20 protein-coding genes and 1 pseudogene are annotated in these 20,800 nt (G+C 56.7%); 8 read left to right on the top strand and 13 right to left on the bottom strand.

The window, feature by feature from the left end:
* Positions 1-327: 327 nt before the first annotated feature.
* Both ACIK7D_RS27690 and ACIK7D_RS27685 read left to right on the top strand, forming a co-directional pair.
* On the top strand, positions 328-552 hold the full coding sequence (locus ACIK7D_RS27690) for a hypothetical protein (RefSeq protein WP_400158163.1): 225 nt from the start codon (positions 328-330) through the stop codon (positions 550-552).
* A gap of 965 nt (positions 553-1,517) precedes the next feature.
* Positions 1,518-1,706 (top strand): annotated as a pseudogene (locus ACIK7D_RS27685) (IS3 family transposase); the annotation flags it as partial.
* Between the two features lie 230 nt (positions 1,707-1,936).
* Here the strand turns inward: ACIK7D_RS27685 and ACIK7D_RS27680 are convergent.
* The 9 genes from ACIK7D_RS27680 to ACIK7D_RS27640 all read right to left on the bottom strand — a co-directional run bounded on the left by ACIK7D_RS27680 (position 1,937) and on the right by ACIK7D_RS27640 (position 10,203).
* The gene (locus tag ACIK7D_RS27680) at positions 1,937-2,236 is read right to left on the bottom strand and encodes a DUF982 domain-containing protein (protein ID WP_400158162.1); all 300 of its coding nucleotides are present in this window, start codon (positions 2,234-2,236) and stop codon (positions 1,937-1,939) included.
* A gap of 77 nt (positions 2,237-2,313) precedes the next feature.
* Positions 2,314-2,787: an Hsp20 family protein gene (locus tag ACIK7D_RS27675; protein WP_400158161.1), complete on the bottom strand. Its 474-nt coding sequence runs from the start codon at positions 2,785-2,787 to the stop codon at positions 2,314-2,316.
* A gap of 343 nt (positions 2,788-3,130) precedes the next feature.
* Positions 3,131-3,772: an NTP transferase domain-containing protein gene (locus ACIK7D_RS27670; protein WP_400158160.1), complete on the bottom strand. Its 642-nt coding sequence runs from the start codon at positions 3,770-3,772 to the stop codon at positions 3,131-3,133.
* Complete coding sequence (locus ACIK7D_RS27665; RefSeq protein ID WP_400158159.1) at positions 3,765-4,694, bottom strand: XdhC family protein; 930 nt, start codon at positions 4,692-4,694, stop codon at positions 3,765-3,767. Before ACIK7D_RS27665 ends, ACIK7D_RS27670 begins: the two co-directional genes overlap by 8 nt.
* Positions 4,695-4,734: 40 nt before the next feature.
* Positions 4,735-6,939, bottom strand: a complete 2,205-nt coding sequence (paoC, locus tag ACIK7D_RS27660; protein ID WP_400158166.1) for an aldehyde oxidoreductase molybdenum-binding subunit PaoC — start codon at positions 6,937-6,939, stop codon at positions 4,735-4,737.
* Positions 6,940-6,944: 5 nt separating this feature from the next.
* Positions 6,945-7,895 carry an FAD binding domain-containing protein gene (locus tag ACIK7D_RS27655; RefSeq protein ID WP_400158158.1) on the bottom strand — a complete coding sequence of 317 codons (951 nt, stop codon included), beginning with the start codon at positions 7,893-7,895 and terminating at the stop codon, positions 6,945-6,947.
* On the bottom strand, positions 7,892-8,539 hold the full coding sequence (paoA, locus tag ACIK7D_RS27650) for an aldehyde dehydrogenase iron-sulfur subunit PaoA (protein WP_400158165.1): 648 nt from the start codon (positions 8,537-8,539) through the stop codon (positions 7,892-7,894). The genes ACIK7D_RS27655 and paoA overlap by 4 nt, the downstream gene beginning before the upstream one ends.
* 443 nt (positions 8,540-8,982) lie before the next feature.
* Positions 8,983-9,357, bottom strand: a complete 375-nt coding sequence (locus tag ACIK7D_RS27645) for a VOC family protein (RefSeq protein WP_400158157.1) — start codon at positions 9,355-9,357, stop codon at positions 8,983-8,985.
* Positions 9,358-9,396: 39 nt separating this feature from the next.
* Positions 9,397-10,203, bottom strand: a complete 807-nt coding sequence (locus ACIK7D_RS27640; protein WP_400158156.1) for an AraC family transcriptional regulator — start codon at positions 10,201-10,203, stop codon at positions 9,397-9,399.
* A 432-nt stretch (positions 10,204-10,635) separates the two neighbouring features.
* On the opposite strand from ACIK7D_RS27640, the gene ACIK7D_RS27635 reads away from it, so the two are divergent.
* Genes ACIK7D_RS27635 through ACIK7D_RS27625 form a run of 3 tightly spaced genes read left to right on the top strand, consistent with a single transcriptional unit; the run spans position 10,636 to position 13,747 of the window.
* A complete protein-coding gene (locus ACIK7D_RS27635) occupies positions 10,636-12,666 on the top strand; it encodes an FUSC family protein (RefSeq protein ID WP_400158155.1) in 2,031 nt (676 codons plus the stop codon).
* The gene (locus ACIK7D_RS27630) at positions 12,663-12,872 is read left to right on the top strand and encodes a DUF1656 domain-containing protein (RefSeq protein WP_127758441.1); all 210 of its coding nucleotides are present in this window, start codon (positions 12,663-12,665) and stop codon (positions 12,870-12,872) included. The genes ACIK7D_RS27635 and ACIK7D_RS27630 overlap by 4 nt, the downstream gene beginning before the upstream one ends.
* Positions 12,869-13,747, top strand: coding sequence for an efflux RND transporter periplasmic adaptor subunit (locus ACIK7D_RS27625; protein WP_400158154.1), 879 nt, complete (start codon positions 12,869-12,871; stop codon positions 13,745-13,747). The genes ACIK7D_RS27630 and ACIK7D_RS27625 overlap by 4 nt, the downstream gene beginning before the upstream one ends.
* A 79-nt stretch (positions 13,748-13,826) precedes the next feature.
* Here ACIK7D_RS27625 and ACIK7D_RS27620 read toward each other — a convergent pair whose 3' ends face one another.
* Positions 13,827-14,933, bottom strand: a complete 1,107-nt coding sequence (locus ACIK7D_RS27620) for a Fic family protein (RefSeq protein ID WP_400158153.1) — start codon at positions 14,931-14,933, stop codon at positions 13,827-13,829.
* A gap of 201 nt (positions 14,934-15,134) precedes the next feature.
* Between ACIK7D_RS27620 and ACIK7D_RS27615 the strand changes: the two genes are divergently transcribed.
* The gene (locus ACIK7D_RS27615; protein ID WP_400158152.1) at positions 15,135-17,498 is read left to right on the top strand and encodes a hypothetical protein; all 2,364 of its coding nucleotides are present in this window, start codon (positions 15,135-15,137) and stop codon (positions 17,496-17,498) included.
* On the opposite strand, the gene ACIK7D_RS27610 is transcribed toward ACIK7D_RS27615, so the two are convergent.
* The 3 genes from ACIK7D_RS27610 to ACIK7D_RS27600 all read right to left on the bottom strand — a co-directional run bounded on the left by ACIK7D_RS27610 (position 17,457) and on the right by ACIK7D_RS27600 (position 19,180).
* Entirely contained in the window at positions 17,457-17,843 is a 387-nt protein-coding gene (locus tag ACIK7D_RS27610; protein ID WP_400158164.1) for a VOC family protein, read from the bottom strand. The genes ACIK7D_RS27615 and ACIK7D_RS27610 overlap by 42 nt on opposite strands.
* Positions 17,844-18,001: 158 nt before the next feature.
* On the bottom strand, positions 18,002-18,748 hold the full coding sequence (locus tag ACIK7D_RS27605; protein WP_400158151.1) for an SDR family NAD(P)-dependent oxidoreductase: 747 nt from the start codon (positions 18,746-18,748) through the stop codon (positions 18,002-18,004).
* Between the two features lie 39 nt (positions 18,749-18,787).
* Complete coding sequence (locus ACIK7D_RS27600; protein WP_400158150.1) at positions 18,788-19,180, bottom strand: DoxX family protein; 393 nt, start codon at positions 19,178-19,180, stop codon at positions 18,788-18,790.
* Between the two features lie 139 nt (positions 19,181-19,319).
* Between ACIK7D_RS27600 and ACIK7D_RS27595 the strand changes: the two genes are divergently transcribed.
* The gene (locus tag ACIK7D_RS27595; protein ID WP_400158149.1) at positions 19,320-19,694 is read left to right on the top strand and encodes a winged helix-turn-helix transcriptional regulator; all 375 of its coding nucleotides are present in this window, start codon (positions 19,320-19,322) and stop codon (positions 19,692-19,694) included.
* Between the two features lie 708 nt (positions 19,695-20,402).
* Positions 20,403-20,711: a SidA/IucD/PvdA family monooxygenase gene (locus ACIK7D_RS27590; RefSeq protein WP_400158148.1), complete on the top strand. Its 309-nt coding sequence runs from the start codon at positions 20,403-20,405 to the stop codon at positions 20,709-20,711.
* The last annotated feature ends 89 nt before the right edge of the window (positions 20,712-20,800 follow it).

Genomic DNA, 20,800 nt, shown 5'->3' with positions numbered 1-20,800 from the left:
TCAGTTCCTCTAGCTTCACCGACAAAAACTGGCTGGCCACACGGAAGGTTCCGAGCCCCGGGAAGCGCTGCTTGGTTCGGAATCGATCTCACCAAGCTGAACAGGCGGGCCTCGTAGCAGGCGGGATCAGTGGCAAGCGCCTTCGAATAAGCTCTCCGCCCCTCTTCGAGCCGCCCGAGACGCTGGATATGACGCTCGCGTGACGTGAGCCTCGGCGGTGAAAAAGTCGGCCACCGTCGCGGTGGAATAATCCGTCCGCAAGCGGAGTAAAAACCGGCCATTTATTTTCTTTCTGCAATGAGCGCAGGAGGGACGGGGATCTATACCGTGGAACTTTATCTGTGGGTTCGCCTAGCTGCTTCCGAAGGGATGACGCAGCGGCAGACAGCAGCATTTCAACATATCGCGCGACAGCGTAGCCAAGATGGTGGCTTCTTCGCGGACACAGCGATCAAGGTCAACTTCATGGTGAATGTCGGCTACGGCAACCCGGCCGGGAATTTCGCGCGGCTGCCACGCCTGGAGTTTGGCGCGGTGTCCGTTCTGGCATAGCCGTGTCCACCGGTTACGGAAGGGCGCAACCATCATAACTTGCGGCCGGTCGGGGGCCGCCCCGTTGGGGCGACTCGCGAGGGAGAGGATTCCATCTTTGCTGAGGTCCATGCTCGGCAGCGGGCCATTCTGCAATGCCGCTTCAAAGTGTACATCGGGAGGTTTCTAAACTACTCAGATAGGGTAAAATTTACTGCACCGAAGGCATTCGTTGCGAAATTGCAAATAAAATCTATACACGTATTTATTTATTTCAGTATTTCATAATGGAGCGATGATTGCGGTACATCGTAATATTAAAATGCGCTGGAGAGGAAAGTCCGGTTTTCGAAGCCGATGACATTACTCGGTGTTTCGGTTGGATTAGGACACAGACCAGGAAATTCCCTGAAATACATAAAGGGAATTACAAGATTGTGGACCGTGATCTCGATAACGACGCATCACCAAATACCAATTTTTGGTAGGCTCAGGCCGGATATCACATAGTCGGAAAATCCCGGTTGCGGGGTCCAACTGGATTTTGAATTTGCGGAGATGGCGACCGGTCTGACGGGAATCGTATCAGCCGAGGGTATGTCCCCAACTCCGCATGCGAGTCGTTAAACTTGTTAAATGTCATTTTCAATACAAAGAAAGCGCTACCATTACCGACCAACACTTGCATGCATATTCAACTGGTCTGGGTGGCCGACTTCACATACATCCGCACCGCCATCGGCTGTTGCTATCTCGCCGTCATTCTCGGCGCCTGCAGTCGAACGTCGTCGGCTATGGCCTGTCGACAGGGCCGGATACGCTGCCGCACTGCATTCGGCCATCGAGAACAGAAAGCTCCGCCTGGCTGCATTCACCACATAGACCGCGGATGCCGATACGCAAGTGAGATCTATCGACGAGCGCTCGATGCGGCAGCCCTACAGGGATCCTCGAGTGCCGTTGGCAGCCCTTAACACAATGCGCAGGCAAAGAGCTTTATGAAGACTCTGAAAATAGAGGGCATTTATCCTGCCGAGTACGAAACCTTCGCAGACGTCGCCGAGCGATTGCCCAGCTTCATCGAAGAAGTCTACAATGCCAAGCGGCTGCACTCGGCCCTTGGCTATAGGTCGCCAGCAGAATTTGAAACTCAACTCGCCCAGCAAGCGGCTTAGTTTGAGGTGCCTCCCTGGTCCAGGCGGAGGGGTTCACTCCAACGCCCGGTCAGTTCTCAGCGGCAATCAACACCCTTCGTTCTCATGGCAACTGCGTTGTCATCAGGAATGATGTTGCCCACACGCCAGTCCGCAAGATCATCCATGTCGGCATGGATGCGATTTATGAATCGCTCGAGCAGCGTGAGAACCCATAGTTTCGTGGCAGGCCGCTTGCTGTGGGCAGGTCCTTACTTTATATGGGGACCGCTGTCGCCATGCATGACAGAAGCGCTAATTACCGGCAACTCCGGGGCCAGAAGATCATGCTTCGCGGCGAATGCGGCAAACAGGCCGCGCGCGGTCTCCGCTTCGATCTCTCCGCGAAGCGCCGCTTGAGAAGCCTTTAGGGCAATCGAGTGTGCCGTGTCTCTGAACGAGGTCGGCCATTCGACAAGATGCCGGTAGGCATCCATTATGCCGCGTACTTCCACAGGAAAGCCTAAGCCGACAAGGATAGTGACAGGTTTTCTGAACATATCGGGTTTCATTGGTCTCTCCTTCCCAACCCGGAATGGTGATGGGCGCCATCGCAATGGCACCCTTGCTTACTGGACGAGCTTGGATATCAAGCGGCCTTCTGTGCTTCGATCTGCGCCGGAACGGCGGACGTCAACGCAGGCGTGCTCTGGATCAATATCTTCCGCGGCTTCAACGCCTCCGGGATCTCTCGAACAAGCTCGATCGACAGGAGGCCGTTTCTAAGGTCCGCTCCGTTCACCCTGACGTGATCTGCAAGTTCAAACCTGTGTTCAAATGGACGCCCAGCAATCCCGCGATGGAGGTAACCAACGGCAGATACCTCCTGTTTCTGGCCGGTTACAGTCAGCAGGTTGGACTGGAAGGTGATGTCGAGATCGTCTTGGGTGAAGCCGGCAACCGCTATTGAGATCCGGTAGGTGTCGTCGTCAGTCTTGACGATATCGTATGGCGGCCAGTCGCTGATTGAGCGAGCGCGCTGAGCATTTTCCAACAGATGGAACACCCGGTCGAAGCCGACGCTCGAGCGGAACAGCGGTGCGAAGTCGTAAGATGTTGCCATAGCCATATCCTCCTTGAAGCAACATGGTACGGGAATGCCAAAAGCGGCGCTCCCTGCGATACCAGCCCTTATTTCAGCGGCTGGCGGCAATCGATTTGGTTTTGACGATTTTCGGATTCAAGATTTGCAACAAAAAAAATTGTACTGCTTGCCAGGCTGTCTCAATGAGAATTATCCCGGCCGGCATTCTTTTTTCGCAAGATTGGATGCTCGGCTAGGCAAGGACTAATAGCCCTCGCTCATGAACCCGCAGTCCTGAGCGGAATGATACCGGTGGCGTTTCCCTCCCACCCGGCCTTTGAATCCCAGCCAACGCTAGAGGAACTGGACGCACCCGTTTTTTTCAACCTTGGGCGGGCAACCAGCCCCCTTCGCGCAACGACTCGAGCGTATCGAGGTCCGTCCTGGCTGCTGGTCCGATCTCGACGTCGACTATCGACCTCCAATGGCGTCGAACCACCTCGCGCGCGCCGACATCTCCAGCCAGCTTCACTAGCTCCGGATACGTGCTATCAGGAAAGATTATCGGGTGGCCAGGTTCGCCGCCCGCTACAGCCCGGACGATTGGTTTTCCATTACGTTGTCGGAATTTGGTGGCAAGGAGATCGAGATGCTCACTCGTGATATCGGGCATGTCGGACAAACAGATCATAACCCCGGCGGCCCGCAAACGGATCGCTTCCCGCAGGCCGACGATGATCGACGTTGCCATTCCTGACTCGAAGTCCGAATTGTGAACCACATGTGCCGGAATATCCTCGATCACAGAACGGATTTCGTCATCCAGATGTCCAGTCACTACGACCACGTTATCACAGGCTGACCCACTCGCCGCTAGAACTGATCTCCGAATGAGCGGTACGCCCTCGAATGTCGCCAACAGCTTGTGCGAGCCACCGGTGCGGGTCGATCTTCCTGCGGCAAGGACGAGCACGGCAATCGTAGGACGTCCGCGTATCTGGTCACACCGCTCATATTTATGCATATGTGGTCAGCCTGGAAGCGGCAACGTCGGCAAGGACTGACAACGCCAGCGAGGTTGTGTCCCTGGTCGGTCCGAACAATCCGATGGGCGCCTTGATGCGGTCTATCTCAGCTTTCGAAAACCCCGCGCGCCGCAGACACTCCACGCGCTTCCGATGGGTGCGCGTGCTTCCAAGCGCGCCAATGTAAAAAGCCTTCGAACGCAGTGCACGTCTCAGGATCCGCTCCTCCGCGTCAAGATCGTGGTGCAGAAGCGCGATGGCCGTGAACGGGTCGATCGCTGGATAACGGCCATCGCATGTTTCGTCGTTGCCCAAGACTGTCACGTCGTGTCCCGCCGCCTCCGCGATTCTTGCCACCACCAGTGCCTCGGCGCCATGACCAGACACCACTATTCTGGTCCTGGGGCGGTAAACTGTCTCGAACCGTCCACACATCCAACGCGCCCGTGAAGGTGGTTCCATGCTGGCAACTGTCTGGCCGTTCGGGCAATACCGCAGTGCGACAGGCCGACGATGTCGTACTTCGTTTATAACACCTTCCAGCGCCTTGACGTCGCGCAGCACGTGAATGGCAACCGTGATCCCGCCTCCGCAAGGAAGAACGATATCGAAGAACGGCGAGCCGTCGCCATAGACCACGGTCCGGTCGCGGCCTTCAGCCATAGCCAGGATCGCTTCCGAGGCGACCGCCGCTTCTACGCATCCGCCGGAAACATAGCCGCAGAAGCTACCATTTGCCGCCACGGCGACGTGCGAACCAAGAGCGCGGGCGGCACCTCCCCGGATTTCGACGAGCGTTGCGAGCGCTGCCCCGCCTTGCCGAAAAGAAGCGATGGCGAACTCCAGGATGTCCAAAGGATCGTCGCTAGTCGATGATCTCCTTAGAACCGGCATTTCCTTCGTATCCATCATCACGTTCATAGACCTTATTCTGTCAAAGCCAGCTTGACGCCGAGCATGGTTACGCAAGGTCAGGCAGGCCGCCGATCAGCTTGTCCAAGGTCATCGGATAGTTCCGGAGGCGGATACCCGTCGCATTGTGGATCGCGTTCGCGATCGCTGCCGAGACGCCGCATAGTCCGAGTTCGCCAATGCCCTTCGCCTTCATCGGCGAGGAAATCGGATCGGTCTCATCCATAAACACGACGTCCTGGTGCGGGATGTCGGCATGCACCGGGACCTCGTAGCCAGCCAAGTCATGGTTGACGAAGAACCCCCGACGGGTATCAACCGCAAGTTCCTCCGACAACGCCAGACCAGCACCCATCGTCATCGCACCAATCACCTGGCTGCGCGCCGTGATCGGATTAAGGATGCGGCCGGCGGCACATACCGCAAGCATGCGGCGGATTCGACTCTCGCCCGTAGCCGCATCGACACCCACCTCCACGAAATGTGCTCCGAAGGTCGACTGCTGATGGCTGTCCGAAAGCTTCTCCCACTCGACCTTGTCCTCGGCCACTAGTCCTTCGGCGCCTGCCGCTTCGGCAAGAGAAACCGAGCGCGAACCGGAGAGGACCCGACCGCCCTCGAAGACGACGTCCTGTTCATTGAACCCGAGTTTCTGGACAATAGTGTCCCGAAGCTTGACACAGGCTGCATAGACGCCAGAGGTCGAACAGTTCGCGCCGAACTGTCCGCCAGAGCCTGCGGATACGGGAAAGCGAGAATCGCCTAGCTGCACCGCGACCTTGCCGATCGGTAGCCCCATCATTTCCGCAGCGGTCTGGGCGATGATCGTGTAACTGCCGGTTCCGATATCGGTCATGTCGGTCTCGACGGTGACGACCCCTTCCCTGTCCAGACGGACGCGTGCGCCCGATGGGACCAGGAGGTTGTTGCGGAATGCGGCCGCGACACCGAAACCGATCATCCAGTTGCCTTCGCGACGAGAACCAGGACGGGCTCGTCCAGGCCAGCCGAAACGTTCCGCTCCAAGCTTGAGACAACCGACGAAATCGCGATGCGAAAACGGGCGCTCTGGCTTCTCCGGATCCACCTGCGTGTCGTTGAGGATACGGAACTGCACTGGATCGATGCCGAGCTTTTCGGCCATTTCGTCGATGGCGATCTCGAGCGCCATCAGTCCCGGCGCCTCGCCGGGCGCGCGCATGGCGTTGCCCTCGGGAAGGTGCAGCGTCGCCAGCCGCATCGCCGTCATGCGGTTCTCGCCCGCATAAAGAAGCCGCGTCTGCATGGCAGCCGTTTCCAGCTGGCCATCGGGCTGGTCGCCCGACCAGCTTTCATGGGCGATTGCGGTTATTTTTCCATCGCGGCCCGCGCCGATGCGGATGCGCTGGATCGTCGCTGGACGATGCGTCGTGTTGTTGACGAGGAACGGCCTCGGCAGCGCGACCTTTACGGGCCGCCTTGCTGCCTTCGCACCGAACGCGGCCAGAACCGCGTCGACGCGCAGGAACAGCTTGCCGCCGAAGCCGCCGCCGATGAACGGCGACATGAGGTGGATTTTTTCCTTGTCGACACCAAGCGTTGTTGCGAGGTCGGCCCGCCACCAGTCGATCATCTGGCTGGACGTCCAAACCGTCAGCTCATCACCGTCCCACGCAGCTATGGATGCATGCGGCTCCATCATCGAATGCGACTGATCCGGGGTCGTGTAGGTCTCGTCCAGCGTCACTTCGGCGGACTTGAACGCACCTTCGAAATCTCCAACGGCGGTATCTGGTGGAGCACCGCCTGCGTCTTTCGGCTTGACCGCCGAATCCCTCGCCTCGGCGAGATCATACGTACCCTGCTCTTCCGTGTAATCGACCTTCACGAGACATGCTGCTGCTCGGGCCTGTTCAAACGTCTCGGCGATGATGACAGCGATTGCCTGGTGGTAGTGCTGGATCTCATCGCCACCGAAGAGTTTCGCGGTATTGAACTTGCCCTTTTCGCGTTTGCCGATGTCAAGCGTCGTTACCACGGCAAGCACGCCCGGCGCGCGTTTGGCAGCATCGACATTCATCGAGATGATGCGGCCCCTGGCGATGGTCGATCCCACGGGGTAACCGTAGGCGTAAGGCATGTTCGGATCATGCCACTCATAGGCGTACATCGCCCGCCCAGTCGTCTTGAGCTCGCCGTCGATGCGGTGGACAGGCTGGCCGACCATCTTCAGCTGGTCGATCGGATTGGTGGTTGCTGGTGTATCGAACTTCATGGCGATCATCCTCTCGCTTCGGCGATCACGGCGCCGAGTGTGCGCTCAACGAGATCGATCTTGAACTTGTTCTGCTCGGTAGGATGAGCGTCGGCGAGGAGAGCCTTCGCTGCGACCTCTACTCCCTTGGAGAGTTCTGCGTCCGCAGCTTCGAGGCGCCACGGCTTGTGAGCGACGCCACCAACTGCCACCCGCCCCGTGCCGTCCGGCTGAATGACTGCACCGACAGAGACCAGCGCGAACGCGTAGGAAGCTCGGTCGCGGACCTTGCGATAGATATGCTTTCCTCCGATCGCCGGCGGTAGCACCACTGCGGTAATGAATTCGCCCTTCTCCAGGACCGTTTCGATTTCGGGCGTATCGCCGGGCAAGCGATAGAAGTCGGCGATCTGGATTGTTCGGCGGCTGCCATCCGGCTTTACGGTCTCGACGACCGCATCGAGTGCGCGCATGGCGATCGCCATGTCGCTCGGATGCGTTGCGATACAGGCGTCGCTCACCCCCACCACGGCGTGCTGGCGACTGAAGCCGCCGATGGCGGAACAGCCACTTCCCGGCGAGCGCTTGTTGCAGGGCTGTGCGGTGTCATAGAAATATGGACAGCGCGTGCGCTGCAAGAGGTTACCTGCGGTCGTCGCCTTGTTGCGAAGCTGGCCCGAAGCGCCAGCGAGCAAGGCGCGTGACAGGAGCCCATAGTCGCGCCTGACGGTTAGGTCGGCGGCAAGGTCGGTGTTGCGAACCAGCGCTCCAATGCGCAGTCCACCCTCAGACGTCTTTTCTATCGTGTCGAGCCCGAGACCATTCACGTCGATCAGATGTGACGGCGTCTCGATCTCGAGCTTCATCAGGTCTAGAAGATTGGTGCCACCGGCAATAAACTTTGCCTCGGAGTTCGAGGCGGCCGCCTTGGTTGCAGCCTCAATAGATGAGGCCTTTTCGTAGGTGAAGGCTTTCATGCTTTTGTCCCCGCGACTTCGACGATGGCCTCGACGATGTTGGAATAGGCACCGCAGCGACAGATGTTGCCGCTCATCCGCTCGCGAATTTCCGCCTCGCTGATCGAGGTCTGCGCATTGAGATCGCTAGTGACGTGGCTCGGGATGTTCGCCTCGATCTCCTCAAGAACCGCCACGGAGGAACAGATTTGCCCTGGCGTACAGTAGCCACACTGGAAGCCGTCATACTTGACGAACGCGGCCTGCATCGCGTGCAGATTGCCGGGCTGTCCAAGTCCCTCAATCGTCCTCACTTCGTCGCCGTCGTGCATCACGGCCAGCGAAAGACACGAGTTGATGCGGCGTCCACCGACCATCACCGTGCACGCCCCACACTGACCGTGATCGCACCCCTTCTTCGTGCCGGTCAGGTGAAGATGCTCACGGAGAGCGTCGAGAAGCGTCGTCCGATTATCAACGTCTAGATCGCGGATTTGCCCGTTTACCTTCAGCGATACGCTTGACATGTGATTCATGGTTTCTCCTGCGGACTGGGCTGCCGCTGCCCTGGTGACAGTGGTGGCAGCGACGGTGGCGGCAGAAGAGATAAGTAAATTCCGGCGTGAAAGTTCAAATTGACTGGTGCCTGGCATGATCAGTTCCACTTCATCGGCTGGAGAAACCAAAGGTCTCGTATCACCGGAGCGAGATCGCGGATCATTATAAACGGATGATCGGGAGTGGGAGTTCCCCGATAGATCTTCTAGACAGGGCGCCTAAATCAACTACCGGTTGGGACTTACGTCCCCTCCTGCGGCGCTTTGTGGTGAATCCCGGGTCGGTTGCTATGCCATTCAAGATACGCCTGACGTCGTGTAGCAGCTCTATGATCTGTTCCTGCCGCAAGACAAAGTCGCATAGCCGCCAAAATCATCAATCAGGTTTGGGAAGCTACATACCGACGATATGCTGACTGTATGTATTCTCTCTATTATTCAGGCTGGGAATGCAAAACCTCCGATCCCGTATTTTTAGAGGCGATCCAGACCGACGCTACACGCCCGCTCACCTTCCAGTCCTTGATCAGTAAGTGCGACGCACAGCTATCTCATTTCAGCTGATGCGTCCGCGCGGAAAGTTTGTTTCCGTCGGGGTCGCGAAGATATGCGACGAACGCGCCGTTCGGTCGTTCCGTGGGCGGGCTCTCGATTGCCATGCCGCCATGCGCCACACCAGCGGCATGCCATGCCACGACATGGTCGGGGGTCATCGCTGCAATACCGATCGTTCCGCCATTGGCAGCGGTCGCCGGTTTCCCGTCGATCGGTTTCGTTATCATCAATCGCCCTCCTTCATGCGCGTAGATCAGTCGACCTCTCGCATCCATCTCGCCGGGCTTGCCCCCCAGGGCAACAAAGGTTGCATCGTAAAATTTTCTGGATCGTTCCAGGTCGTTACCGCCGATCATGACGTGGGTGAACATGCTTTATCTCCTCTCGGGTGATAGCTGAATTTCACAATGCTATCGCTCGAAGTTACCTAAATATCTGGCTGGCGATGTGCCAAGCGCTTTCTTGAACATGGTGATAAATGCAGACACGGACTCATATCCAAGGTCGCCCGAAACCTGCTGAACTGTCGACCCGGCCGCAAGGCTGCGGATTGCGACGATCAATTGCAGCTGCTGTCGCCAACGACCGAATGTGAGGCCGGTCTGGTGCTGGACGAGACGTGCGAGCGAATTCTCACTCATCCCAACCCGCCTTGCCCATAGCGCCATCGTACTGCGATCGGCAGGATGATCGGCCAACTCCGATGCAATCCGAACAAGCCGGGGCTCATCTGTAAGCGGCAGATGAAGATGCTCTATCGGCATCCGCGGCAATGCCGACAGAAGCAGTGTTGCCATGAGTTCTGAATCTGCGGTCACTACTGCGGGCTGATTAGCCATCTCAATGATAAGTTCCCGGATGAGCGGGGATAGAGACAGTGTGCAGCACCGGTCCGGCAGATCGGCGGCGTCCGGCTCGATGAACAGAAAAAACAAACGGGCGTTGGCGGTTGCCACGTTGCTATGCGGCATGCCGCCGGGAACCCAGACGCCGCAATGGGGCGGCACCATCCACATCCCGCTTGGAACGCGACATGTCACGCCGCCCCGTGAGGCCATGACAAGCTGCCCTTTTTGGTGGCGGTGTTCAGGTGCCTCCCGTTCGTTCTGGGATACGTCGATCCTCACAGCGTGCACTCGCGCCGCGGACTTTTCTAGGTCGTGGTCGCCCAAGGCTGCAGAAAGGGATAAGGGCGGATGAGGGAATTTAGTCATCATTTGAGAGGATATCTAAATTCATCAACAGGCTTTGTCGATAGAGTCATCCCGGATAATTCGGAGAATGACGATGTCAGTGCAACATCATGAGCCTGGATACTGGTCTGATGTCTTTCAGACAGAAATTCGATTGCCTCAGACATGCGATTCCAAACATTGCATCATGCCTCCAGACAGCATGGGGCGCAGAGCCAGCCGCATAGCTATCGCGCGAATGGCCGTGAAAGCCTTCCTTGAGAGAGTTTACGCTGGGTTTGTCCGCCGATCACGGACACCGTCGGTCGTTTCAAGCGCTGATCTGTCTGATGCTTATATGCATGCATGCTTAGCGACGCCGTTTTTTTGCTACGTCTCGCCTGAACTCTACAGACTGACCACCTCCATGGGTGACAGAGGCGCGACGCAGGTCGACGCTCACGCGGTGGATGACTTATGAGCGTTCGAACCTTTGTTACCCCCGGGAACGTGATCTTTTCATTGAAGACATTCCTGGCGGCAATGCTTGCTTATTACCTCGCAATAAGGTTCGATCTGCCGCGACCGTTTTGGGCCGTTTCAACCGTCTACATCGTTGCTCATCCCCTCTCGGGCGCCATCTCATCAAAATCGTTCTATCGACTGCTAGGAACGCTGATCGGGGGCGGCGCGACCATCATCACGGTCCCAAATCTCGTAAACTCACCGGCACTGCTTTCCGCAGCGATTATCTTGTGGGTGTCGGGATGCACGTTCATCAGCCTTCTTGATCGCACACCCCGCAGCTATGTTTCCCTGCTGGCCGGATACACCGTGCTTCTCGCAGGATTGCCACTTGTCACGGCGCCGGCAAGCACGTTTGACACTGTCGTTGCGCGGATCGAGGAGATCGGACTTGCGATCCTGTGTGCCTCGATCGTGAGCCACGCTGTTTTTCCAGTCCATGTCGGCACTGCACTGCTCGGGCGGATCGATGCTTGGATGGCAAGGGCGCAGGCGCTCCTTGCGGCAACTGCAACCGCCAAGCCGGATCAAGCCCGAAACAGAGCGGAACGATACGCCTTGGCGGCAGAAGCGGCGGACCTGCGGTCGTTCACAGTCCACCTTCGATATGACGGATCGAGATATCGATCTGCCGTTTCGCTTGTGAGGTCACTGCAGCACCGTATGGTCACCATTCTTCCGTTGTTGAGCGAACTCGAGGATCAGCGAAGGGCATTGGCCAGGCTCGATACTCCGGGCACGGAGCAGGCCATGTCGATGATTACGGCGATCGGATCAACATCGTTAAGCTCACCGGAATTCTTCGGGATCAAAACCGATGCGCTAGCCTCTTTCGAAGCGCCTCGATCATGGGAAGTGCTTCTTCTTGCCAATGTTTCGCGGAACTTGCGGAATATTGCTCAAGTTTCTCGTGATTATCAGTCGCTTCGAGACGCTTTGAAGGAAGAGAATGCAGCGAGGGCAGTTGGTCGCTTCGCGTCTCGGGAAAACATCCCAGTCCAGCACGCTGACATCGCCATGGCGTTGCTTTCGGCACTGACGGTTGCGATCTGCCTCACCACATCAATCACCTTCTGGATCGCCAGCACGTGGCCCGATGGCATGGCATTTGCCCAGATTTCAGGCGTACTTTGCTGCCTTCTGGCGACGATGGACGATCCGGTGCCAGCCATGCGCAAATTCGTGTACGTCACCATCGGGTCGGTCATCGCTGCGTCCGTCTATGCCTTCGCGATCCTTCCGCTGATCGATGGTTCTGTGCCGCTTGTCGCTGCACTAGGCCTATTCCTGATACCTGCAGGGATTTGCCTTGCCGTGCCTTCGCTTGCGATCGTCGGCATGGGCCTTTGTATAAACTTTCCACTTCTTCTTACTCTTCAGGCACACCAGAGCAGCGACTTCATAGTGTTTGCAAACTCGGGTACCGCGACTGTTCTTGGGATGGTCTGGGCGATCGTGGTGTGCGGCATCTTCCGATCTGTGAGAGCAGAGACGAATGCCAGGAGGCTTTTCTCAGTGACACAGGCGCATGTTGCCGGGATCGCGGCGGGCCAGCATGCCGACGCGCATGTCACGCGCCATCATGTCATCGACGTGGCAGGCATGTTTGCGGTCAGGGCGGCGAAATTACCTGCCACCTCCGACACCTCCGATGCCGACCTGATGAGGGACCTGCGCGCGGGGCTTCACATAACGGCAATGCAGGTGCGCTCGGATGAAGCCTCGATACCTGTTTGTGTCCGGGCCGAAGTTATCTTCTCAGCATTGGAGCTCTTGTATCGGATTACGCCCGCCAAGCGTGGCGAGACCATGGAGCGCGCGATTGGTATGCTGGACGCCTTTATTCTTTCGAGCGCGGACCTCTGTGTAACGGACGCCGACACGGAACTTATGGTGCACGCGGCCGCCCTTCGTCTGTGCCTTTCACCGGAGACGGATCCTCCGGTTTCGACAACGCCTCCATCGAATAGGAATGCCAGGTGACCGGACAATTCGACCTCTATGGTGTCTTCCTGCCTTGGTTATCCGCGCTCGCGATGTGTGCATACGGTCTACTCCGGATACTCATACCGGTGTTCGGCAGGCTGGGGCTTTATTCAGCGGTGTGGCATCGCTCGCTGTTCAACCTCGCGCTTTATATCACCCTCCTTGGCGTGCTTTCCGCTGTTCTCAACTGGTTGCAGACATGACAAATTTCACCATCACCTTGGGCAGAGCCCTGTTGACCTTATCCATGGTATGCTGCGCAGCGGTTCTAAGCTGGCACCTGTGGTCTTTCTACATGGAAGCGCCGTGGACACGCGACGCTCACATCCGGGCAGATATCGTTCGTCTGGCCCCAGATGTGTCGGGACCCGTCACGGAGGTTTTGGTATCCGACAACGCGCAAGTCGAAAAAGGGATGCCCCTGTTTCGGATCGAAGCAGACCGTTTCGAACTCTCGCTGCGCCAGGCAGAGGCCCAAGCGCGGAGCAGTAAGGCCGCAGCGGATCTGGCGAAGATCGAATTCGAACGATATCAACTGCTCGCCTCTAAAGAAGCCGCCAGCCTCAAGGAGCGGCAGCACGCAGAAAGCCTGCGGTACCAGGCAGACGCCACTTACCAATCGGCACTCGTCGCCCTTGATCTGGCGAAGCTGAACCTTGATCGGACAACCGTGAAAGCGCCAGTCTCAGGCAAAATCACGAACTTCCCTTTACGTCGGGGCACCTATGTCTCTGCCGGAAATGCGGTCGGGGTGCTAATAGAAAGTGACGCCATCTACGTTGCGGGGTACTTTGAAGAAACGAAACTCCCGCGGATCCACGTCGGAGATCGCGTGAAGATCGAGATCATGGGAGAACAGCAACCGATTATCGGCCATGTCGCAGGTGTTGCCGCCGGGATTGAGGATCGCGAGCGAAGCGATTCTGCAGGCTCGCTCGCTAGCGTTGCTCCGACATTTTCATGGGTTCGTCTGGCCCAGAGGATTCCGGTGCGGATTGAGATCGACGACGTTCCGAAGTCGGTCAGCCTGATTGCGGGGAGGACCGCAACAGTCTCTGTTGAACCGAGGGGCAACTGAGGCGTAAACCCATCCCGTGCGTCGGAATATGTAGATCGAGGTACAATGACGTTGTTGGAGTTCATTGACTGGCAGCAATTTATTTCTGCAATGACAGCGAGTACCGGGTATGCCGACGTTCGCCCGTACGCGTCAGTGCGCCGATCTCCACGAGCTGCTGAAGGTCGCGTGTTGCTGTCGCGCGGGATGTGTCTGTGATCGAAATGTAGTTTTCGGCGCTTAGCCCCCCCTTGAAGCCTGCCGTGCCTTCCTTGAAAATGCGCGCGACTACCTTTTCCTGCCGCTCGTTCAACTGGCCTCGAAAACGATCATAGAACTTTGCTTTCTGAATGAAGAAATCTATGCGCTCAAGCGTCGCCCGTTGAGCATCCAGGATAGTTTCTGAAAAGAAAATGATCCAGTCGGTGATATCAAGCGTGCGCTGGTGCCGCTCAAGCTCGGAGTAGTAGGCCTTCCGGCGCTTCTCGATTGTGAAGGCGAGTGAAATGAGACTTGGTTGCCCTATGTTTTGCGCCAGGGATTTCTCAGCGAGCGCGCGCCCAATTCGGCCGTTGCCATCCTCAAATGGATGTATGCTTTCAAAGTAAAGATGGCCTACTGCGGCGCGCGTCAAAGCTTGAAGCGACGTTTGGCCATCTGGCCCGGATTGATTGAACCATGCGATAAAGGTCTCCATCTCAGCGGCAACCCGGCGAGACGGGGGAGCCTCGAAGTGGATGGTGGGCTTGTCCAATCGACCCGACACGATCTGCATGGCGTCTTCATGCGTGCGGTAAGCACCAACTGTTTCAATATATCGGTTTCCCGCCATCAGCATTGAATGCCAGTGGAACAGTCCCTCATGACGCAGCGGCCCATGCCAGCTTCGATAGACATCCGCCATCATCTCGGCGATCCCCCGCTCTTGGGGGCGGATCTGTCTGTCATCAGTGTTTAGCCCGAACTGTCGGCGGAGTGACGACTGGACGCTCACGCGGTCGAGATATTCACCCTCAATCTCTGAGGTCTTGACCGCTTCGTCGCTCAGCAACTCAATGCGCAGTTGGTTGCTATCGTCCTCATTGAAATGCCGGACAGCACCTATCACCTCGCCAGCGGACTGCAGGAATTTCTGCTCCAACGGTACCAGGCTTGCGGTGTCGTATCTGAAGTTTGGCCAATCAGTGTTTTGCCAGTTCCATTTCATGAGTTATAGCGCCTCTCTCTATAACTCATAATTATTGCCATATATGAGCTATTGCAAGTCCATCTATCGCTCAGCACCACAAGCTGCGGCTCTCCATTCAAGACGTAGCGATCGACAGATAACCTCTTGCCCTAAACATATTTTGTTAACGAGCGCCCCCTATTCCCGCTCGCCCTCGGCACTGGTGCCGAGAGAAACGGAATGAGCATGACCAAACACGACCTTTCATCACGACATTTTCAGCAAAAAATATCCCAGTTCTGCGAACTGCGTATCGCGCCGATCACATCCAGGCGGGTGTTGGAGAATATACGGCCTTATCTGACCAGTTTGATCATCTATCGGAAATCGCCCCCGCTTCTGAATGGCCGTATCGACTGGACGATGATCAGTCAGGCCTGCGGGATCGAAGCCGAGTTGACGGCAGAACTGAAAAAGCAGCTCCGGCCAGGCCTGGATGCAATCATCCGCTGGCTGGGCGCACCACCAGTGGCCGAAGAACGACGACCGCCAAAGTCGACAGTTAGCTCGGGCAAAATGGCGCCCGCCAGGAAGGCAGCTTCCGCATCCTCGACCAGAAAGCCGCAATGCGCGGCGACCGACGGCACCTTTGCCCGCTCTGCGTCAACATCGCGCGGCCCTGCACCAAAACCGATAAGCCCTTTCCCAGAAGCACTATTTGAAGCGACAGAAGATCCGGCGAGCTTTCAGGACGCATTGGTCTACCATATGCGTCGGTTCGGCGACACATATTGGCAGCTGTACCGCGCCGTTGTTCATCTGGATGAGACATTCGATAACAAGACGCTGCTATCCTGGATGCAGGGGGAGCGCGTGCCCCGCTCCGTTGCCAGCTTTAATATCCTGCGCCGCATTGAGCGGCGCTATCGGTTGCAAGAAGGATATTTTAAGGACAAGCTGCCGCACCAGGCGCGCTCGCTTTATGGTCATGATCTCGGCGATATCAGCCCAGCCGAGCGTCGACGAATTTCATTGCACCTGCCCGAGGACTTCAACAGCCTGCCCTTTACCAAGCGCGAGGAGATCCTCGACTGGGTGCGCCGGGTGATCATTTCCGGCTCTACGGAATATCGCCGCTATCAGGCGGCGGCCAGCAAGCAGCGATACGCCATCCGCTTTCCCGGCGTCACCTATGGCAGCAGCTTTCTTCCCTCTCGATCATTGGCCTCGGCGGCCGGCGCCAATCAGAACGTTGCCGCAGAAATTGATGATCCTGATCTGCTCTCTGGCGTCGTAGACGCGCCGCCAAGGCTTGCCATGGAAATGGCAGACCTTATCCGCTTCAAAACCTCGACACTGACGGCGATTGGTTTCCAGCGAAATGGCGTCTGGGGTGAGGAAACGGCCTCCCAGAAGATTGAGCACCTCGGCTTGATGTTTGGTGCGCTTGCTGCCTCGCCAAACGGCGTGGTGAAGGGTTTTGGTCTACCAGTCAGCAAGTTGAGCTTCGGCCTTCTCGTCTTCCCCGGTGTTTGGGACTGGTATCTGCAGTGGCGGGAACAGCGACGCGGTTTCTATACAAAATGGGAAGAAGACATGCTGATGGTCGCCCAGGCTCTTACTCGTGCAGACGTCGGCTGGATACGGCAGCACCCGGAGCTGCTTCGGAATGTCAGGCCCATCGCGGGCTTGATTGAGCAGGAAGAAATCGACTTCGCGGCTCGCGACTGGCATGGCGCGTGTGACGCGTTTCACCGACATGCCGCGAACCGTTCCAAGGAGATCCAGCGAGTGATGCGCGTGCATCGCGACCCATTTGAACCAATCATGTGCGTCCTTGAAGCGGACAGTCCGCTGGCGGAATATCGTAAGATCACCGATGAGATTCTTGAACGCATGCCGGATGAGAACAGATATCCACGACCGGCCGCCGAAGCAGTTAGATCATTCCTATTGCTTCGCCTGGGCCTGCATCTTGGGCTCAGGCAAAAGAACCTTCGCCAACTTCGTGTCTGCCCCCGTGGACACTATCCGACGTCAGAACGCCGGCTGGCGGATATGAAATGCGGTGAGTTGCGCTGGAGCGACCGCGACCATGGGTGGGAGGTTCTTATCCCATCGGTCGCATTCAAAAACTCTGGCTCCTCCTTCTTCGGGCAGAAGCCATTCCGGTTGATTTTGCCTGACCTTCTCGATCTCTACAAATACCTCGACGCGTACATCGACAGGCATCGTGGAGTTCTGCTCGGCGGTGCCAAAGATCCCCAAACGCTATTCGTCAAGACGGTGAAGACCACTAGCATCGATGCTGCTTACAATTCGACCACATTCTACGAGGCCTGGCGGACAGTAATTCAACGCTATGGCATTTATAATCCTTATACCGGGCGCGGTGCGATCAAGGGCCTGCTGCCGCATGGACCGCATAACCTGCGGGACATTCTTGCGACGCATATTCTGAAGCAGACCGGATCCTACGAGCAGGCAAGCTATGCCATTCAGGATACGCCCGATGTCGTGCAACAGCACTACGGGCGCTTCCTGCCGCAAGACAAGGCGGCCCTAGCTGCCAAAATCCTCAATCAGGTGTGGGAAGCTGCGTAAGATCGAATGAGATACTCGGCTCGGATAGTGATGACAGTCTCCGTCCGAGCCGACCCTCTCGTTTAGCTCTTTATGAGATTCGAACCTGTGGCCAACCGGATCGGTCATCGCAGTGTAGCAAACCGGCGGAAGCTCGAACTTCTCAACAACCTTTGCCCCGAGGGCAACCAGTCGATCCGTCTCACCATCGAGATCCAGGTCGAAAAGTCGGCATGGACACGGCTGCGCTGCGTGGGCAGGTCCGCAATCTTCTAAAACAGGATCAACGGTGTCGATCCCGTAGGCAACAGCATGACATTGTCGCCGTAGTCGCCGCCGATCGGAACGTCCACAACCTGTGACCACCAAGCGGTCAGTGCTTTCGATTTTCGCAGTCGAACGTAATGGCGTGGAGTTCCATGAGAGCGGTCCTTCAGGATTGTTGATTGAAGTGTTTTGTAACCGCGGCGCTTTGTTCGGCGCGCCGAGGCATGTTGTATTTGGCTGTGCAAGAACCGAGGCACCTATCGTGCGCTGTCGATGATCATGCCGCCATCGGGAGCGAGACTGTAACCGGTGATGAACTGCGCATCACTGCTGGCAAGGAACAGGACGGCAGGCGCGATGTCGTCTTCAGGTGAACCGAACCGCGAAAGAGCGTTGGGCGGTGGCGGTGCCTTGGCCTCGGCCGCGCCCCAGGTATCGGCAACCGGCAGCACATTGTTGACAGTGATATTGTCCGGGCCCCATTCCTTCGCGGCAGTACGGGTCAGTGCCCTCACCGCTTCCTTGGCCATGCCATAGGGGCCATAGGGCAGGATCGTGACGACGCCCGCAGCTGAACCGAAATTGATGACGCGGCCGTGCCCATGGGCCTTTAGATGCGGGTAGCACGCCTGCATCGTTCGAAGATAGGCAATAGGGCCCATGTCGAAATTGCGCTGCAACTGTTCCACAGACAGGTCGATGATAGATGACATGACTGCCGAAGGGTCAAAGGCGTTATTGACCAAGATGTCGATACGGCCCCAAGTGGCGACAACCTTATCGACTGCTGCAGTGATCTGGTTCCCGTCGCCGAGATCACACGGCACGCCGATCGCGGTCCCGCCTGCGGCTTCGATGTCGGCAACGACTGCCTCGACATTGGCTGGCGTGATCGAGACAACCGCGACCTTCGCGCCCTCGTTTGCGAACAACTTGGCGGTGGCCCGGCCTATGCCGCGGCCCGCACCTGTGACAATGGCAACTTTTCCATCAAGACGACCCATAATTTTCTCCATTTCTCAGTTTGATTTTTGGTGTGGTTGTCAGAAACCCAAAGCTTGCAGGTACGCTGAAGGGACGGCGCGCACGGCGTTCTGAGTGAGGAAAGAGGCGAACAGCAATACCAGCCCGATCACCGCAGGTATGGCACCCGCAGGTTTGCGAACGCCCAGATGTGCCATTCCCGACAACAGCAAGTGATAGAACATTCCGGCATAGGCCAGATCGCTCAGCGGCACGTTGATGCGCGAGAGGAGCGCCAATGGGCCGAGGATTTTGACCACGATCATGAACGGAACGAGGTGAGAGGCGGAATAGCCAAGATCGACTTGCGCCTTCCTAACGAAATCCCGCCTCGTCAGATACATGAAGGCTGAGCCAAAGTAGAGCAGTGTCAACAGTGCCGTACTGATCCAATAGATATATGTTGAAACCATGCAGAAACCATCCCGCTGCTAGGCAGCGCCTTTTTTTAAAAACGATGAATTAAGAGCTTTTTACGCTCCGCTGATGCACTTTTGTAAATTGTTGTCTAAGATTGTTTCTTGCAAGTAGGATGAATTAAGACACCATAGTATGGAAATATATACCATGACTGATAGAACGCCGACGATGCAAGACGAGATGCGCCGTGCCTTCAGCATGCTTTCTGGAAAATGGAAGCTTGAAATCATGTGGCTGCTCAACGAACGGGTCTACCGCTTTGGAGAGCTTCGCAAGGCCATACCCGGGATTACCCAGCACATGCTGACTGCGCAACTCAGAGAGCTGGAAGCAGACGGCTTGATATCGCGAACCATATTCGCCGAGGTGCCGCCGCGGGTCGAGTACGAGATGACTGAAAAAGCGCGTGGGCTTGGCCCCACGATGCAGGCGTTAGCGGCATGGTGGGGTGAGTATGGAAAGACTGTGCCCGTCAGGCCTTCAACACGAGGCCGCAAACCCTTGTGAAGACAGATTGGCGTGAGCCGACACAGTGTAACACAACAGAATATTTGGTGATGGGGACTGTTGCCGCGCTGAGTAGCATTTTGCCGCTTGGTCGCTTTCACCGCAAAAACTTGAAACCAACAGGCCTAATCTCGAGTTGTGCCGGTACGTCTCCCAGGCAGATTCCCATATCCGGCCGTGCTGTACTACTTTTCCTGACCACTCCGCCTTGAAAGGATCAGAACCATATAAGCTAACACGCTGATAATGTTCAGCGTCGGAAGTGCCGTGTCTTCCGCGAAACGGCCAATATAAGGCCGCGAGGGGACTTTCCGATGTTGGCTACCGTAAGGCGAGAACGTTGCATGAATTATACGGATCATCGATCGTATCGACACCGGAGAGCCGGTGGCACAGGGTAGTCTGCTGCAACATTTGAACGCCGGTGCTCACTTAACTGGCCGAACCCGAACAATCTGCAAACTCCGACGAAGTCAAAAAATTTCTTGCAGGTAAGAAGTAAGAGATGTCGACGCAAAGCGGGATAAAGCAGCCCTACGGTTGTGCTTCGCGATTGTCTTTAAGTAAATCTCACAACTTTTGAGAGAGCAACGAAAATTCACGGTTTCTTATTCGCCCTGAGGTTGCTGATTGGTATCTTTCACATCTTAACGGAGCGTTTTATGACAGTTTTGTGACACTGAGTCGCTTGCTATGAGGCGTGGATATATGGACGAGATTTTCACATCGATCGGTATTGGATTTGGCCCTTCGAACATCGCACTAGCGATCGCACTGCGAGAAATGTCCGGCCACTTTGATGCCGCTAAGCGGCATTTGTTTCTCGACAGACGACCGCATTTCTCTTGGCATCCAGGTCTGCTTTTTCCGGAATCAACTATGCAGATTTCGTTCCTGAAAGACCTTGTCTCAACCGCAGATCCCAAGTCGGAGTTCACATTTCTAAACTTTCTCCACGAAAAAGGCCGACTTCATCAATTGAACCGCACCGGATTTGCCGGAGGCTCCAACTTCTGAGAAAGTGGAGCCGATATGAGCAAGACAACGAACAAGTTTTCACCTGAAGTCCGCAACCGCGCCATTCGTATGGTGCTGGATCACGAAAC

The organism is Agrobacterium sp. P15N1-A (assembly GCF_044626815.1).
In the GTDB taxonomy this organism is placed as follows: domain Bacteria; phylum Pseudomonadota; class Alphaproteobacteria; order Rhizobiales; family Rhizobiaceae; genus Agrobacterium; species Agrobacterium leguminum.
This window is presented reverse-complemented; position numbering and strand designations above follow the sequence as displayed.

Excerpts from the sequence above, each read along its gene's own strand:
- ACIK7D_RS27680 (WP_400158162.1), bottom strand. The coding sequence starts at position 2,236 with ATGAAACCCGATATGTTCAGAAAACCTGTCACTATCCTTGTCGGCTTA.
- ACIK7D_RS27675 (WP_400158161.1), bottom strand. The coding sequence starts at position 2,787 with ATGGCAACATCTTACGACTTCGCACCGCTGTTCCGCTCGAGCGTCGGC.
- ACIK7D_RS27670 (WP_400158160.1), bottom strand. The coding sequence starts at position 3,772 with ATGCATAAATATGAGCGGTGTGACCAGATACGCGGACGTCCTACGATT.
- ACIK7D_RS27665 (WP_400158159.1), bottom strand. The coding sequence starts at position 4,694 with ATGAACGTGATGATGGATACGAAGGAAATGCCGGTTCTAAGGAGATCA.
- paoC (WP_400158166.1), bottom strand. The coding sequence starts at position 6,939 with ATGAAGTTCGATACACCAGCAACCACCAATCCGATCGACCAGCTGAAG.
- ACIK7D_RS27655 (WP_400158158.1), bottom strand. The coding sequence starts at position 7,895 with ATGAAAGCCTTCACCTACGAAAAGGCCTCATCTATTGAGGCTGCAACC.
- ACIK7D_RS27645 (WP_400158157.1), bottom strand. The coding sequence starts at position 9,357 with ATGTTCACCCACGTCATGATCGGCGGTAACGACCTGGAACGATCCAGA.
- ACIK7D_RS27640 (WP_400158156.1), bottom strand. The coding sequence starts at position 10,203 with ATGATGACTAAATTCCCTCATCCGCCCTTATCCCTTTCTGCAGCCTTG.
- ACIK7D_RS27635 (WP_400158155.1), top strand. The coding sequence starts at position 10,636 with ATGAGCGTTCGAACCTTTGTTACCCCCGGGAACGTGATCTTTTCATTG.
- ACIK7D_RS27625 (WP_400158154.1), top strand. The coding sequence starts at position 12,869 with ATGACAAATTTCACCATCACCTTGGGCAGAGCCCTGTTGACCTTATCC.
- ACIK7D_RS27620 (WP_400158153.1), bottom strand. The coding sequence starts at position 14,933 with ATGAAATGGAACTGGCAAAACACTGATTGGCCAAACTTCAGATACGAC.
- ACIK7D_RS27615 (WP_400158152.1), top strand. The coding sequence starts at position 15,135 with ATGAGCATGACCAAACACGACCTTTCATCACGACATTTTCAGCAAAAA.
- ACIK7D_RS27605 (WP_400158151.1), bottom strand. The coding sequence starts at position 18,748 with ATGGGTCGTCTTGATGGAAAAGTTGCCATTGTCACAGGTGCGGGCCGC.
- ACIK7D_RS27600 (WP_400158150.1), bottom strand. The coding sequence starts at position 19,180 with ATGGTTTCAACATATATCTATTGGATCAGTACGGCACTGTTGACACTG.
- ACIK7D_RS27595 (WP_400158149.1), top strand. The coding sequence starts at position 19,320 with ATGGAAATATATACCATGACTGATAGAACGCCGACGATGCAAGACGAG.
- ACIK7D_RS27590 (WP_400158148.1), top strand. The coding sequence starts at position 20,403 with ATGGACGAGATTTTCACATCGATCGGTATTGGATTTGGCCCTTCGAAC.